Raw genomic sequence first — 12,872 nt, forward strand, 5'->3', positions numbered from 1 at the left:
GGCAGAAAAGGTGGGAAACAGGTCATTGCTGCCACCGCCACCCGCTGACAGGCTGGTCGCATGAGCGCACGCAGCGTGGTCGTCGTCCTCTACGAGGGCGTGCAGAGCCTCGACGTGACCGGCCCCCTGGAGGTGTTCGCGGGAGCGAGCACCGCCGCCGGGCGGCCGGGCGCGTACCGGGTGACCACCTCCTCCCCCGGCGGCGGTCCGGTGCGCAGCCACAGCGGACTGCGGCTGGCGCCGGACACGGACCTCGCCGAGGTCGGGCCGGTGCACACCCTGCTGGTCCCCGGCGGGGAGGGCACCCGCGCCCCGGACCGGGCGCTGGTGGCGCGGATCCGGGAGCTGGCCGACCGGGCCGACCGGGTGGTGTCGGTCTGCACCGGGGCCTTCCTGCTCGCCGAGGCCGGGCTGCTGGCCGGGCGCCGGGCCACCACGCACTGGGCGTACTGCGACGCGCTGGCCCGGCGGTTCCCGGACGTCGAGGTCGACCCCGACCCGATCCACGTCCGGGACGGGCACCTCGCCACCTCCGCCGGGGTCACCGCCGGGATCGACCTGGCGCTGGCCCTGGTCGAGGAGGACCTCGGGCGCGACGCCGCCCTGCTGATCGCCCGGCACCTGGTGGTGTTCCTGCGCCGGCCGGGCAACCAGGCCCAGTTCAGCACCCAGCTGGCCGCCCAGGTGGCGGCCCGGCAGCCGCTGCGCGAGGTCCAGCAGTGGATCGCCGAGCACCCGGAGGCCGACCTGTCGGTCGAGGCGCTGGCCCACCGGTCGGCGCTGTCGCCGCGGCACTTCGCCCGCGCCTTCACCGCCGAGGTCGGGGTGACCCCGGGCCGGTACGTGGACGGGGTCCGGCTGGAGGCCGCCCGCCGCCGGCTGGAGGACTCCGACGACGGGATCGAGGAGGTCGCCCGCGCCTGCGGCTACGGCACCCCGGAGGCGATGCGGCGCGCCTTCGTCCGGGCCCTGGCCGCCCCACCCGCCGAGTACCGACGCCGCTTCCACCCCCACCCCCTTGGAGGACACTGATGCGTATCGCCGTTCTGCTGTACGACGACTTCACCGCCCTGGACGCGGTCGGCCCCTGCGAGGTGCTGTCCCGCATCCCCGGTGCCGAGGTGGTGTTCACCGCCGCGAAGCCCGGCCCGGTCCGCACCGACATGAAGACCCTGGCGCTGACCGCGGACGCCGCCCTGGACGAGGTGGACTCGGCCGACGTGCTGCTCGTCCCCGGCGGGCCGGGGACGGAGGCCCAGCTGACCGACCCGGCCGTGCTGGAGTGGGTGCGCGCGGTGGACGCGACCACCACCTGGACCACCTCGGTCTGCACCGGCTCGCTGGTGCTCGGCGCCGCCGGACTGCTCACCGGCCGGCGGGCCACCTCGCACTGGATCTGCCTGGACGAGCTGACCCGGTTCGGGGCCGAGCCGACCGGCACCGAGCGGGTCGTGGTCGACGGCAAGTACGCGACCGCGGCCGGGGTCTCGGCCGGGATCGACCTCGCGCTGACGCTGACCGGCCTGCTGGCCGGGGACGCGACCGCGGAGGCGATCCAGCTGATCATCGAGTACGACCCGCAGCCGCCGTACTCGGCCGGCTCGATCGCGACGGCCCCGCCCGAACTGGTCGCCGAACTGCGCGCGAAGCGACTGCTGCTGGGCTAACGGCGCTCGGCCGGGAAGCCGTGGGCGCGGGCGCCGACAACCACGGCGAGGACGGGGAGCAGCAGGGCGAGGACCGTCCAGGGCAGTGCGCCGGTGCCGAGGTGGCCGAGCACCAGGCCGCCGACCACGCCGCCGCCCGCCATCGCGGCGTTCCAGAGGGTGACCAGCATCGCCTGGGCGGCGTCCGCCCGGGCGCCGCCGGCGTCGCCGACGGCGGTCTGCAGCAGGGTCGGCGCGCCGCCCCAGCCCAGGCCCCAGAGCAGCGCCGCGAGGTAGACCAGCGGCGCGCTGGCGGACCACAGGCCGAGGACGCCCGCCGCCACCGCGACCAGCAGCGCGCCGCCGACGGTCAGCCGGCGCAGCCGGCGGTGGATGTGCGCGCCGGTGAACCAGACGCTCACCAGCGAGGCCAGCCCGAACACCAGCAGCACCGCGTCGGTGGCGTCGCCGAGGCCGGCCCGGTCGAGGAAGGGCGCGACGTAGGTGAACAGGAGGGTGTGGGCGAGCACGAAGAGCACCGTCACGGTGAGCACCGGCACCACCCCGGGCACGGTGAGCGCGCGCCGCACCGGGGTCCGTTCGCCGCCCGGCCGGCCGGACTGCTCGGGCAGTGTCGCCGCGATCCAGCCGACCACGCCGACGGCCAGCGCCGTCATCGCCAGGAACGGCACCCACCACACCAGCACCCGGCCGAGGAGGGTGCCGACCGGCACCCCGAGCGACAGCGCCAGCGGCACCCCCGCCATCGCGACCGCCATCGCCCGGCCCTGCTGCTCGGGCGGCACCAGGCGGCGGGCGTACCCGGCCAGCAGCGCCCAGGCCAGGCCGGCCGCGACGCCGGCGAGGAAGCGGGCGGCCAGGGTGAGCCGGTAGTCGGTGGAGACCGCCGTCACCGTGTTGGCGACGGCGAAGCCGGCCATCGCGGTGAGCAGCAGGCGCTTGCGGCCCCAGCCGGCGGTGGCCGCGGTGAGCGGGATCGCGGTGACGGCGGAGCCGATCGCGTAGACGGTGACGGTCTGGCCGGCGGCCGACTCGCTGACGCCGAGGGTCTCGCCCATCCCGGGCAGGACGCCGGCGGGCAGGTTCTCGGTGAGCGCGGTGACGAAGACGGCGGTGGCCAGCGCCAGCAGGGCGGGCAGCGGGAATCGGAGGGCTGTGGTGACGGGAGGCGTCGGGGCTGTGGTCGGCATGGGCTCATGCTCGGACCTCACACCGGTGTCAGGTTCAAGCTCCGGCCGGTCCCGGGGCGCCGGGCCGACCGGCCTTCGGTGCCCCGGGGTCGCGGTCAGCGGTGGAAGTAGCCGTCGAAGTTCCTGGAGAACTCCCGGCCGCCGAACTGGTCCCAGTCGACGGACCAGGTCATCAGCCCGCGCAGGTTCGGCTGGGCACCCGAACGCGGCACGTACGTCCCGCAGTTGGCCAGCTTGGTGAGGCAGTCCAGGGCCTTGTTCACCTCGGCCGGGGCGATGTAGCCGTTGCCGGCGTTGGTGGTGGCCGGCATGCCGATGGCGACCTTGGAGGCGGGCAGCGGCGGGAACATGTTGGCGGTGTTGCCCGCCACCGGGAAGCCGTTGAGCAGCAGGTCGGTCATCGCGACGTGGAAGTCGGCGGAGATCGCCGCCTTGTCAGTGCCGTGCCGCATGTTGACCGCATCGACCGGAAGGAGGTGGGCCGGGTGATCCGTGCATACAGCACGGTGTCAATGATCCAGACCGGTTCGGACAACCGGGGCGGCCCGCCCCAGCCGACGACCCCGGCGGACCGCCCCGGTTGCCGGGTGTGACACCCCGTCGAAGGATGGAGGGGTGACCCCGCCCGGCTACCTCCGCTACCCCCACCTGCACGGCGACCTGCTCGCCTTCACCGCCGAGGACGACGTCTGGATCGCCCCGCTGAACGCCGACGACACCACCGGCCGGGCCTGGCGGGTGGGCTGCGACCGCACCCGGGTCAGCCACCCCCGCTTCTCCCCCGACGGGGGCACCCTCGCCTGGACCAGCTGGCTGAGCCTGACCCCCGAGGTGTGGACCGCCCCCGTCGAGGGCGGCGAGGCCCGACGGCTCAGCCACTGGGGCAGCCAGGACACCCGGGTGCGCGGCTGGCTGCCGGACGGCGAGGTACTGGCCGTCACCTCCTACCACGAGCCGTTCGGCCACTACACCTGGGCGCACGCGCTGCCGCCCGACGGCTCCCCCGGCCGCCGGATGCCCTGGGGCCCGGTCGGCGACGCCCAGATGAGCCGCGAGCGCACCGTGCTGCTCACCGGCGCCGCCCCGCACGAGCCCGCCGCCTGGAAGCGCTACCGCGGCGGCGCCGTCGGCCGGCTCTGGGTGGGCGGCGAGCAGATCCTGGCCGACCACCCCGGTCACCTCTCCTCCCCCATGCCGGTCGGCGGGCGGATCGCCTTCCTCTCCGACCACGAGGGCATCGGCAACGTCTACTCCTGCCGCCCCGACGGCACCGACCTGCGCCGGCACACCGACCACGCCTCCTACTACGCCCGCGAGGCCGCCACCGACGGCACCCGGATCGTCTACCAGCACGCCGGCGACCTCTGGCTGCTCGACGACCTGGACGCCCCCGCCCCACGCCGGCTGACCGTCCCGCTCGGCGGCGCCCGGGCCGGCCGCCGCCCGTACCAGGTCAGTGCCGCCACCCAGGTCAAGGACCTGGCCTGCGACCAGACCGGCCGGGCCGGGGTCGTCACCGTGCGCGGCAGCCAGTACTGGCTCACCCACAAGGACGGCCCGGCCCGCGCCCTCGCGGACACCCCGGGGGTGCGGACCCGGCTGCCGGTGGTGCTCGGGCACACCGGCGAGGCCGCCTGGATCACCGACGCCGAGGGCGCCGACGCGATCGAGGTGATGCCGCTGCCCGGGCACGAGGGCGACCCCGGGCACGGGGAGGGCGGCAAGCACGGGCACCGGGTGCTCGCCGCCGGCCGGCTCGGCCGCGTCCTGGAACTCACCGCCTCCCCCGACGGCGCCCGCCTGGCCGCCGTCGCCTCGGACGGGCGACTGCTGCTCGTCGACGCCGCGGACGGCACCGTCCGTGAACTCGCCGCCTCCGGCTACGGGCCGGTCTCCAGCGCCCGCTTCTCCCCCGACTCGCACTGGATCGCCTGGTCCCAGCCGGCCGCCGGGCGCTCGCTGCGCCGGATCCGGCTCACCCGCACCGAGGCGCCCGGACCGATCACCGACGTCACCGACGGCCGGTTCGAGGACGAGCAGCCGGTGTTCACCCGGGACGGCCGCTACCTGGCCTTCCTGTCCTGGCGAGGCTTCGACCCGGTCCACGACGTGCACACCGGCGACCTCTCCTTCCCGGTCGGCTGCCGCCCGTACCTCGTCCCGCTCACCGCCGACACGCCGTCCCCGTTCGCCGCACCCGCCGAGGACGGCACCCCGCGCGGCGACGGCGGCGGCGACGGCACCGTCCGGGTCGATCCGCCGGGCATCGGCGAGCGGCTGCTGCAGTTCCCGGTGATCGCCTCCAAGTACTCGGCCACCGACGCGGTGCGCGGCGGCCTGCTCTGGCTGCGCTGGCCGATCTCCGGCACCCTCGGGCAGACCTTCGCCAGCCCGGACGACACCTCGGGCCGCCCCTCGCTGGAGTACTTCGACCTCGCCCGGGGCACCCGGACCACCCTGGTCGACAGGCTGGACGGCTACGCGGTCTCCGGGGACGGCGGCTCGGTCGCGATCTACTCGGCCGGGACCCTGCGGATCATCCCGGTCACCGCCCCCGGCGCCGGCACCACGGTGGACCTGCGCCGGATCACCCACACCGTGCACCCGGCCGCCGAGTGGCGACAGGCCTACCACGAGGCGGCCCGGATCGTCCGGGACCAGTTCTGGGACGAGCGGATGTCCGGCCTGGACTGGCCCGCCCTGGTCGCCCAGTACGAGCCGCTGCTGGAGCGGATCTGCTCGCCCGACGACTTCGCCGACCTGCTGCGCGAACTCCTCGGCGAGCTCGGCACCTCGCACGCCTACGTCACCCCCTCCCGGCGCGCCGAGGGGCCCTCGCTCGCCCAGCAGCCGCTCGGCCTGCTCGGCGCCAACGCGCACCGCTCCCCCGACGGGCGCTGGCTGCTCGACCGGGTGCTGCCCGGCGAGTCCTCCGACCCGCGCGCCCGCGCCCCGCTCGCCGCCCAGGGCGTGCGCGACGGCGACGAACTGCTCGCCGTCGGCGGGCGCCCGGTGGACCCGGTGCGCGGCCCGCTGCCGCTGCTGGCGGGCACCGGCGGCACCACCGTCGAGCTCGCCCTGCGCACCGGCCCGGACGGCCCGGTGCGGCGGATCACCGTCACCCCGCTGACCGACGAGCGGGCCATCCGCTACCAGAACTGGGTCGCCAGACGCCGCGCCCTGGTCCGGGAGTTCAGCGACGGCCGGTGCGGCTACCTGCACATCCCGGACCTCGGCGGCTCCGGCTGGGCGCAGTTCAACCGCGACCTGCGGCGCGAACTGGACAAGCCCGCGCTGGTCCTGGACGTGCGCGGCAACGCCGGCGGCAACGTCTCCGAGCTGGTGCTGGAGAAGCTCACCCGGCACGTCCTCGCCTGGGACTTCAGCCGGGACCGCCAGCCGGTCCGCTGGCCCCGGCACTCACCGCGCGGCCCGCTGGTGGCGCTCGCCGACGAGGCGACCAGTTCGGACGGCGACGTGGTCATCGCGGCGATCAAGCTGCTGGGCCTCGGCCCGGTGGTCGGCACCCGGACCTGGGGCGGGGTGGTCGGGATGACCGGGCGGCACGCCCTCGGCGACGGCACCCAGATCTCGGTGCCCAAGAACGCCTCCTGGTTCACCGGCGGGCTCGGCTGGTCGGTGGAGAACCGCGGCGTCGAACCGGACGTGCACGTGCTGCGCTCCCCGCGGGACTGGGCCCGGGGGCGCCACCCCGAGCTGGTCGCCGCCGTCCAGCTGGCCCTGGACCTGCTGGAGGACGTGCCCGCCTCGGTGCCCCCGCCGGAGGACACCCCCCGGCCGGACCTGCGGCGCCCGCCGCTGCCGCCCCGGACGCACTGAGGCCGGGACGGCAGCGGCGGGCGGGGCGGCAGGGCGGGCGGGGCGGTAGGGCGGGCAAGGTGGACCGGGACGGTCAGCCCCAGGGGTCGCCCTCGGCCGTCATGTTCTCGGCCGCACGCCGGTCGTCCTCCTCCTGAGCGGCGCGCTGCTCCGCCTCGCGGGTCTCCCGGGTCCGCTCGACCTCGGAGCTGTACGCGTCGACGGCCTCGTCGTGGGCGAGGGCGGCACGCTCGGCGGCGTCCTGCCCGGTCGCCTCGTGCGCCTTGTGGCGGAACCTGTCGAAGATGCCCATGACTCCTCCTCGGACGGATACCGGGCTTCCCCCACTCTCACACCGGGTGCGGACGCACGCACCTTGAGCCTTTGGTCCCTGGTGAACGCGCCCAAGGGCCGTAGTCGGTCGGCGTCGGACGGGCGCAGGGTGGAGCCGTCGGCCGAACTGACGCCACCGTCTGGAGCCCGCTGTGACCGTCGTACCTTCCGGAAGCCACGCCCGACGCACCGCCGCCGAGGAGCCCCACGACGGACCGCGCCGGCGGGTCGGCCCGCTGGCCGCGCTGGACGGGCGGCTGCCCGGCGCCCACGACCTGCTGCTGATGCAGTGCCCCAGCTCGCTGTGCCCGCTGGCGGGCGGCGAGCTGCCGGACTGGGCGCGGGCGGTACTGCGGGCGCACCCGTGGGTGACGGTCGGCCGGGCGCCCTCGGTGGTCGGCTCCCCGGTGGACCTGCCGCACCCGCAACGCTGCACCCGGGATCCGGAGGCGGCGCCCGAACTCTGGTTCCCGGTGACCGTGCGCGGCCCGCGCCCCGGGCAGCGGCTGGACGCGCTGGCGCCCTGGGCAGCGGTGGCCCGGACGCTGCGGCCCGAGCAGCTGGCCGAGCGGCGGGAGCGGCTGGACGCCGAGCGGGTCGCCGGGATCCCGGCGCTGGCTCTGCTCCCGGAGGCCGGCCGGGTGGTGGCGGACCACCGGCTCTCCTGGGGCCCGATCGGCGCGATCGGCTACGAGCTGGGCACCGGGGTGCCGGTGGCCGGGCCGCTGAGCCCGCTGCGACTGGTGCTGCGCGCCCCGCACCCGATCAGCCGCCGGGACGCGCTGCAGCTGCGGCGGGCGCTGAGCAAGCTGCCGGTACCGGTGCAGGCCGAGTTGGAGACCCGCTACGGCGCGGTGCAGCTGGCCGAGTACGCGGCCTCGCCGTACACCCTGACGCTGCTGACGCCCTACGGGCCCCGGGAGGTCCGCGATCCGTGGTTCCCGCGCGGCCCGTTCGTCTGAGCCGTCACCTCGGCGGTACCGGTGGCAGCTGCCCGGCGAGTCCGCCGTCGGCAGCGGATCGCCGGGCGCGCCGATCCGGTGACGGCTGCCCGTCCTCAGCGGAACGCGGCGACGTTGCGGGCGGCCCAGTCGGCGAAGCGGCGCGGGGCGCGGCCGAGGACCCGCTGGACGTCCGGGCTGACACGCAGCTCGGCCGGGCTCGGGGAGCCGAGGATGTCCAGGGTGTCCTCGGCGAGCTCGGCCGGCATGCTCCGGGCCATGGCGGCCTTGGCCTCGTCACGGGTGAGGTCCTGGAACCGCACCGGCGAGCCCAGCGCGGCCGCGATGGCCTCCGCCTGCCCGCGCGGCGTGATCACCTCCGGGCCGGTCAGCTCGTACACGCCGCCGGTGTGCCGGTCGTCCAGCAGGCAGGCCGCCGCGACCTCGGCGATGTCCGCCGGGTCGACGATCGGCACCCCGACGTCGCCGAAGGGCGCGGCGACGACCCGCTGCGTGCGGATGGACTCGGCCCACCACAGGGCGTTGGAGGCGAAGCCGCCCGGCCGCAGGACGGCCCACTCCAGGCCGGACTCCCGCAGCGCGTCCTCCACCGCGCGCACCGCGATCCGCGTCGGGCCGAAGGGCCTGGTCGCCACGCCCTGCGAAGAGAGCAGGACGACCCGGCGGACCCCACCGGCCGCGGCCCGGCCGATGAGCTCGGCCGGGCCGGCTCCGGCCGCGTGCAGGTCGCCGGACAGCAGCAGGAACAGCGCCTTCGCCCCGGCCAGCGCGGGTTCGAGGCCGCCCGGCTCGGCCAGGTCGGCCACCACGTGGCGGACGCCGTCCGGCACCGCCGCCGCATGCCGCGACACCGCCGTCACCTGGTGGCCCGCCTCGGCCAGCGCCCGCGTCAACGGCCGGCCCACGTTTCCGGTAGCCCCGGTTACCACGATCATGATCAGCTCCTTGTCCAATGGCCTTGCGGCCCTGTGGCCTTGAGGCCCTGCGGCCTTGTGGCCTTGTGGCTCGTGGCCTTGACGCTAGGGGTCTGGCTAACATTTCGTAAGGACATACCTCGGGGTAAGCTCCTCACATGACGGGAGGCTCGCAGCTCATGCAGACCGACACGACGAAGCGGTATGACGTGTTTCACACCGACTGCCCCGCGCGCGACATGGTCGACCACGTGACCAGCAGGTGGGGCATCTGGGTGCTGATCTCCCTGCGGAGCAACGACCTCCGGTTCCACGAACTGCGCGACAGCATCCGAGGCATCAGCGAGAAGATGCTCTCCCAGACCCTGCGCTCGCTGGTCCAGGACAACCTGGTCTGGCGGAAGGTCGAGCCGACGACGCCGCCTCAGGTCACCTACGGGCTGACCGAGTTCGGTCGCGACGTCGGCGAACCGCTGGCGGAGCTGTTCGACCGGATCACCCGACGACTGCCGCCGCGCGACGCGGGATAGCGCCGAAGCAGTCGGCCGCCGGAGGCTCTCAATTGGGCCGGTTGGGCGGCCTGGACGCCGCGCGAGGCCGGCGACGGGGCGCCGGAGCGGGCCGTCGGGCGAGGACGTACGAGCCACCCGCCGCCTGCTGGAGTCTGGCCATGGCCTCGGACAGCTCGGCGTGCAGGGCGTCCCGGGCAGCCTCGTCGCAGGCCTGCCGGAGGTGCCATTCCTCGGCGAGTACCCGTTCCACCGCCGCGACCGCTTTGCGCCGCCTGGGGCTGAACCACAGGAGCGGCGGCGCGAATTGGAGGTGTGCGCCCCAGAGCCACAGGCAGGTGACCCGAGCCTGACGCAGCAGGCCGAGGATCGCGCGGCCGATGGTCGACCTCACGGTTCGCCCATCGTCCGGCGGCAGGGTCTGCGACCGAGGACGACCAGGGGTTCCTCGAACGGCTGGTTCGCCAGGTAGGCCTGCGACCAGGCGACGCCCCACCGGGCGCAGATCGGGCAGTTCCACGTCCGCCCGGCCGCGTTGGCGTCGTCGAGCAGATCGACCGGCGCACCGCAGTCCGGGGCGGGGCAGGCGGGTCGGGTGGTCATCGGCGGCGGTCCCGTCCGATGCGCCGCCGGGTGGCCCGCCGCATGATCGGTTCGGCCACGACGACGCCGAACATGAGGGCGGCGGCGAACGTCACCAGGCACACCAGCGCGGTGGCCGCCCTCGGCGGACCGGGAAGCGCCCAGGTGGCGATCGCCGCCGCACCGCCGCTGAGCGCACCGATGATGCCGACGGCGATCAACACATCGGCGCCGAAGGCCGGTTGGCGGTTCACGCGGCGCCCTCATTGCCGACGCCGAGCCGGCCACGGGACTTGGCGGGGACGATGTGGACGACCAACATCGGCTCGCCCGGGAGAGGTTGGATGCGGAGGGGGTCGACCGTCCACTCCACACCCCCGCCCACCGGCCGCACATAGGCGAGCCCACCCCGCGTGTCCATGTAGACGACGTTCTTGTCGGTCGTCACGTCCTTGACCAGCTCGCCGACCTGCGGGCGATAGGGCGGCCCAGCGGGGGATTTCTTGCGCGTCACGGCGGCAACTCCGTTCCGTAGTGCGATGACTACCCAGAGCGCCAACTGTCGTCTACGCTGCAGATGTCTTCAACCTGTCGGATCTGCTTGGGGAGAGGGAATCGACACCCATGAACAAGGTTGAACTGGACCCCGATTCGTCCCCTGCCGCCAAGTTCGGCTCAGATCTCCGCAGCGCACGAGAGGCAAGGGGGTGGACCCAGGAGGAGCTGGCACATGCCATCGGCTACTCACCGACGCATGTGTCGGCCGTCGAAACTGGCCGCCGCCCCCCAACAGCACGCCTGGCGCGCGAACTTGACAAGGCGTTTGGGTTCGAGAACTTCTTCGTTCGCAAGTCGCGCGATCTCAAGTCGTCGACCATCCTCGAAGGCTTCCCGGAGTACGTCGCGCACGAGTCCAGGGCGGTGGAGCTGAGGCTGTTCGACCTGGGCATCGTGCCAGGGCTGCTCCAGACCATGGACTACGCGCGGGCCATCGCAGCGGGCGCGGCCCGGCGAGGGAGCATCACGGAGGACCAAGCCGAGGAGCGGGTCACCTACCTCGCACGCCGACAGGCGAACCTGCGCCGGGAATCCCCGCCACTGATCCACGCCGTTCTGGACGAGAGCTGCATCCGGCGGCCGGTCGGCGGAGAGACCACCATGGCTGCCCAACTCGATGAGCTTGCAGCCTTCGCCCGGATGCCCAACACCGTTCTCCAGGTGGCTCCGTTCGCCATGGGAGAGGAACGAGCGTTTGATCTTCCGGTGAACATCCTCACCCTTCCGGACCGATCGCTGATGTCCTACGCCGAATCAGCGCATCAAGGGCACCTGGAACGGGACAGCGGCGCAGTACCGCCGATGCTCACGGCCTACTATCAACTGCAGGCCCTGGCACTCTCACAAGCCGAGTCCGTGGCCCTGATCAGCCAGCTAAGAGAGGAACTGCCGTGACCGTCGAGCCTCAGTGGTTCAAGTCTTCGTACAGCAGCAACGGAGGCAACTGCATCGAGGTGGACGACGCTCACCCCGGCACCGTCCGGGACAGCAAGGACCCCGACGGACCGGCCCTCATCTTCCCGGCCGAGGCGTGGCAGTCCTTCGTCTCCGCCGTCCGAGCCGGCGAGTTCGGCACGGTCTGACGCCCGGTCTGAGTCCCGAGGTCAGGCGCAGCCGGCGCTGCTCGGAGGGGTAGCCGAGCAGCGCCGACATGACGCCGCCGCTTCATGTTCGCAGGCGATCCCTTGGACTCGCCCAGGGCTCCGGGACGGTCTCCACTGCGGTGACTATGCGTCGCGGTCGTTTCGCAGGGCCTGGATGAGCCAGGGGTACACCGGGATCAGGTTCGGTACCACCTGCCAGCCGTTGACGATCCACACCAGCCGCCAGTACCGATCCACCAGGGGATCGTGCGCCTCTTCGAACTGCTGGGCCATCCAGTCCCGGAACTCCGTGTCAGGGGTGCGCGCGAACACCCCGGCGAAGCGGTGCACGAGGTCGTCGATGACGGGTGCAGCCCTGTCGCCGAGCGGGTCGATGCCCGACTCCAGGGCCTCGGCCACCTTCTGACGGGTGAACTCCATCAGTTCCTCGCCGGCCTCGCTCTCGATGTCGGGCGTGCGCCCGGCGGCCTGGTACCCGGCCGTCCGGCGGATCCGGGCCCGGAAGTCCTCGTCGCCGATCAGCCCGGCGAGCTCCACCCACGCGGCGACCTGCTCGCCGGACGGATCATCGGGGAGGTCGGGAGTGGCAGCGCGAACCATGGCCACCACGGCCGGTTCGGCATCCGCTGTGCCGAAGGTGCCGTCCAGGAAATCGTCGATCAACCGTCGGCGTTCCTCGCCGGACAACTGCGTGAGCCTGTGCATGAGCTTGGTCTCCTCGGGACCGGACCCGCGTCCGGCCACGACTCGCAGGACGCTCCGACGCAGTTGCAGCATCCGGATCCGGACGTCCAGGGCGTCGGCGTGCGCCGCGGCGACTTCCGCCACCGAGAGCTCACGGTCCAGTACCCGTTGAATCGTGGCCAGGTCCACGCCCAGCTCGCGCAGTGTGCGGAGGAGTTCCAGACGAAGCAGTGCGTCGAGGTCGTAGAGCCGATAACCGGCGGGGCTTCGGGTGGTCGGCGCTACCACCCCCGAATCGGAGTAGAACCGGATGGTCCTCACGGACAAGCCGGTCCGCCGGGAAAGCTCCCCGATCGAGTAGAGGGTCGTAACGTCCATGCCCCCACTCTGCTGTCTCCAGTCACTGGAGACTCCAGGCTGTTCCCCAGCCGGACCGTCATCGGGGTCCGCACCGACGGCTCCACGGAACCGGTCGCGCTCAAGGACGGCTGCCCGCGAGTCCTCCGAGTCACGGGCCGACACGCCTTGAAAATAGGTTGTCGGCCGATGTC

15 protein-coding genes and 1 pseudogene are annotated in these 12,872 nt (G+C 73.8%); 7 read left to right on the forward strand and 9 right to left on the reverse strand.

Annotated features, from left to right (window positions below; all coding sequences use genetic code 11):
* The first annotated feature begins 60 nt into the window (after nucleotides 1–60).
* The gene (locus tag P3T27_RS18560; protein ID WP_280679841.1) at nucleotides 61–1,032 is read left to right on the forward strand and encodes a GlxA family transcriptional regulator; all 972 of its coding nucleotides are present in this window, start codon (nucleotides 61–63) and stop codon (nucleotides 1,030–1,032) included.
* Nucleotides 1,032–1,667: a DJ-1/PfpI family protein gene (locus tag P3T27_RS18565; protein ID WP_280679842.1), complete on the forward strand. Its 636-nt coding sequence runs from the start codon at nucleotides 1,032–1,034 to the stop codon at nucleotides 1,665–1,667. Before P3T27_RS18560 ends, P3T27_RS18565 begins: the two co-directional genes overlap by 1 nt.
* Here the strand turns inward: P3T27_RS18565 and P3T27_RS18570 are convergent.
* Nucleotides 1,664–2,857: an MFS transporter gene (locus tag P3T27_RS18570; protein WP_280679843.1), complete on the reverse strand. Its 1,194-nt coding sequence runs from the start codon at nucleotides 2,855–2,857 to the stop codon at nucleotides 1,664–1,666. The two genes, P3T27_RS18565 and P3T27_RS18570, sit on opposite strands and share 4 nt — an antisense overlap.
* Before the next feature lie 95 nt (nucleotides 2,858–2,952).
* Nucleotides 2,953–3,276, reverse strand: a pseudogene (locus P3T27_RS18575) (chitinase); the annotation flags it as partial.
* A 196-nt stretch (nucleotides 3,277–3,472) separates the two neighbouring features.
* Between P3T27_RS18575 and P3T27_RS18580 the strand changes: the two are divergent.
* Nucleotides 3,473–6,697, forward strand: a complete 3,225-nt coding sequence (locus tag P3T27_RS18580) for a S41 family peptidase (RefSeq protein ID WP_280679844.1) — start codon at nucleotides 3,473–3,475, stop codon at nucleotides 6,695–6,697.
* Nucleotides 6,698–6,770: 73 nt separating this feature from the next.
* Here P3T27_RS18580 and P3T27_RS18585 read toward each other — a convergent pair whose 3' ends face one another.
* On the reverse strand, nucleotides 6,771–6,989 hold the full coding sequence (locus tag P3T27_RS18585; protein WP_280679846.1) for a hypothetical protein: 219 nt from the start codon (nucleotides 6,987–6,989) through the stop codon (nucleotides 6,771–6,773).
* 172 nt (nucleotides 6,990–7,161) lie between these two features.
* Between P3T27_RS18585 and P3T27_RS18590 the strand changes: the two genes are divergently transcribed.
* Entirely contained in the window at nucleotides 7,162–7,971 is an 810-nt protein-coding gene (locus P3T27_RS18590) for a phosphoribosyl-dephospho-CoA transferase MdcG domain-containing protein (protein ID WP_280679848.1), read from the forward strand.
* Between the two features lie 95 nt (nucleotides 7,972–8,066).
* On the opposite strand, the gene P3T27_RS18595 is transcribed toward P3T27_RS18590, so the two are convergent.
* The gene (locus P3T27_RS18595; protein ID WP_280679850.1) at nucleotides 8,067–8,906 is read right to left on the reverse strand and encodes an NAD(P)H-binding protein; all 840 of its coding nucleotides are present in this window, start codon (nucleotides 8,904–8,906) and stop codon (nucleotides 8,067–8,069) included.
* Between the two features lie 137 nt (nucleotides 8,907–9,043).
* On the opposite strand from P3T27_RS18595, the gene P3T27_RS18600 reads away from it, so the two are divergent.
* Nucleotides 9,044–9,415: a helix-turn-helix domain-containing protein gene (locus tag P3T27_RS18600; protein WP_280679852.1), complete on the forward strand. Its 372-nt coding sequence runs from the start codon at nucleotides 9,044–9,046 to the stop codon at nucleotides 9,413–9,415.
* A gap of 28 nt (nucleotides 9,416–9,443) precedes the next feature.
* Here P3T27_RS18600 and P3T27_RS18605 read toward each other — a convergent pair whose 3' ends face one another.
* The 4 genes from P3T27_RS18605 to P3T27_RS18620 are packed head-to-tail and all read right to left on the reverse strand — an operon-like array spanning nucleotide 9,444 to nucleotide 10,490.
* The gene (locus P3T27_RS18605) at nucleotides 9,444–9,788 is read right to left on the reverse strand and encodes a hypothetical protein (RefSeq protein ID WP_280679854.1); all 345 of its coding nucleotides are present in this window, start codon (nucleotides 9,786–9,788) and stop codon (nucleotides 9,444–9,446) included.
* Nucleotides 9,785–9,997 carry a hypothetical protein gene (locus P3T27_RS18610; protein ID WP_280679856.1) on the reverse strand — a complete coding sequence of 71 codons (213 nt, stop codon included), beginning with the start codon at nucleotides 9,995–9,997 and terminating at the stop codon, nucleotides 9,785–9,787. Before P3T27_RS18610 ends, P3T27_RS18605 begins: the two co-directional genes overlap by 4 nt.
* A complete protein-coding gene (locus tag P3T27_RS18615; protein ID WP_280679858.1) occupies nucleotides 9,994–10,230 on the reverse strand; it encodes a hypothetical protein in 237 nt (78 codons plus the stop codon). Before P3T27_RS18615 ends, P3T27_RS18610 begins: the two co-directional genes overlap by 4 nt.
* Nucleotides 10,227–10,490 carry a hypothetical protein gene (locus P3T27_RS18620; RefSeq protein ID WP_280679860.1) on the reverse strand — a complete coding sequence of 88 codons (264 nt, stop codon included), beginning with the start codon at nucleotides 10,488–10,490 and terminating at the stop codon, nucleotides 10,227–10,229. Before P3T27_RS18620 ends, P3T27_RS18615 begins: the two co-directional genes overlap by 4 nt.
* A 110-nt stretch (nucleotides 10,491–10,600) precedes the next feature.
* Here P3T27_RS18620 and P3T27_RS18625 point away from each other — a divergent pair, with 110 nt between their 5' ends.
* Together P3T27_RS18625 and P3T27_RS18630 are read left to right on the forward strand one after the other, a co-directional pair.
* The gene (locus P3T27_RS18625) at nucleotides 10,601–11,428 is read left to right on the forward strand and encodes a helix-turn-helix transcriptional regulator (RefSeq protein WP_280679862.1); all 828 of its coding nucleotides are present in this window, start codon (nucleotides 10,601–10,603) and stop codon (nucleotides 11,426–11,428) included.
* Nucleotides 11,425–11,616: a DUF397 domain-containing protein gene (locus tag P3T27_RS18630; RefSeq protein WP_280679864.1), complete on the forward strand. Its 192-nt coding sequence runs from the start codon at nucleotides 11,425–11,427 to the stop codon at nucleotides 11,614–11,616. The genes P3T27_RS18625 and P3T27_RS18630 overlap by 4 nt, the downstream gene beginning before the upstream one ends.
* Nucleotides 11,617–11,760: 144 nt before the next feature.
* Here the strand turns inward: P3T27_RS18630 and P3T27_RS18635 are convergent, their stop codons facing one another.
* Complete coding sequence (locus tag P3T27_RS18635) at nucleotides 11,761–12,699, reverse strand: MerR family transcriptional regulator (RefSeq protein ID WP_280679866.1); 939 nt, start codon at nucleotides 12,697–12,699, stop codon at nucleotides 11,761–11,763.
* Between the last annotated feature and the right edge of the window lie 173 nt (nucleotides 12,700–12,872).

Source organism: Kitasatospora sp. MAA19, from assembly GCF_029894125.1.
Lineage (GTDB): Bacteria > Actinomycetota > Actinomycetes > Streptomycetales > Streptomycetaceae > Kitasatospora.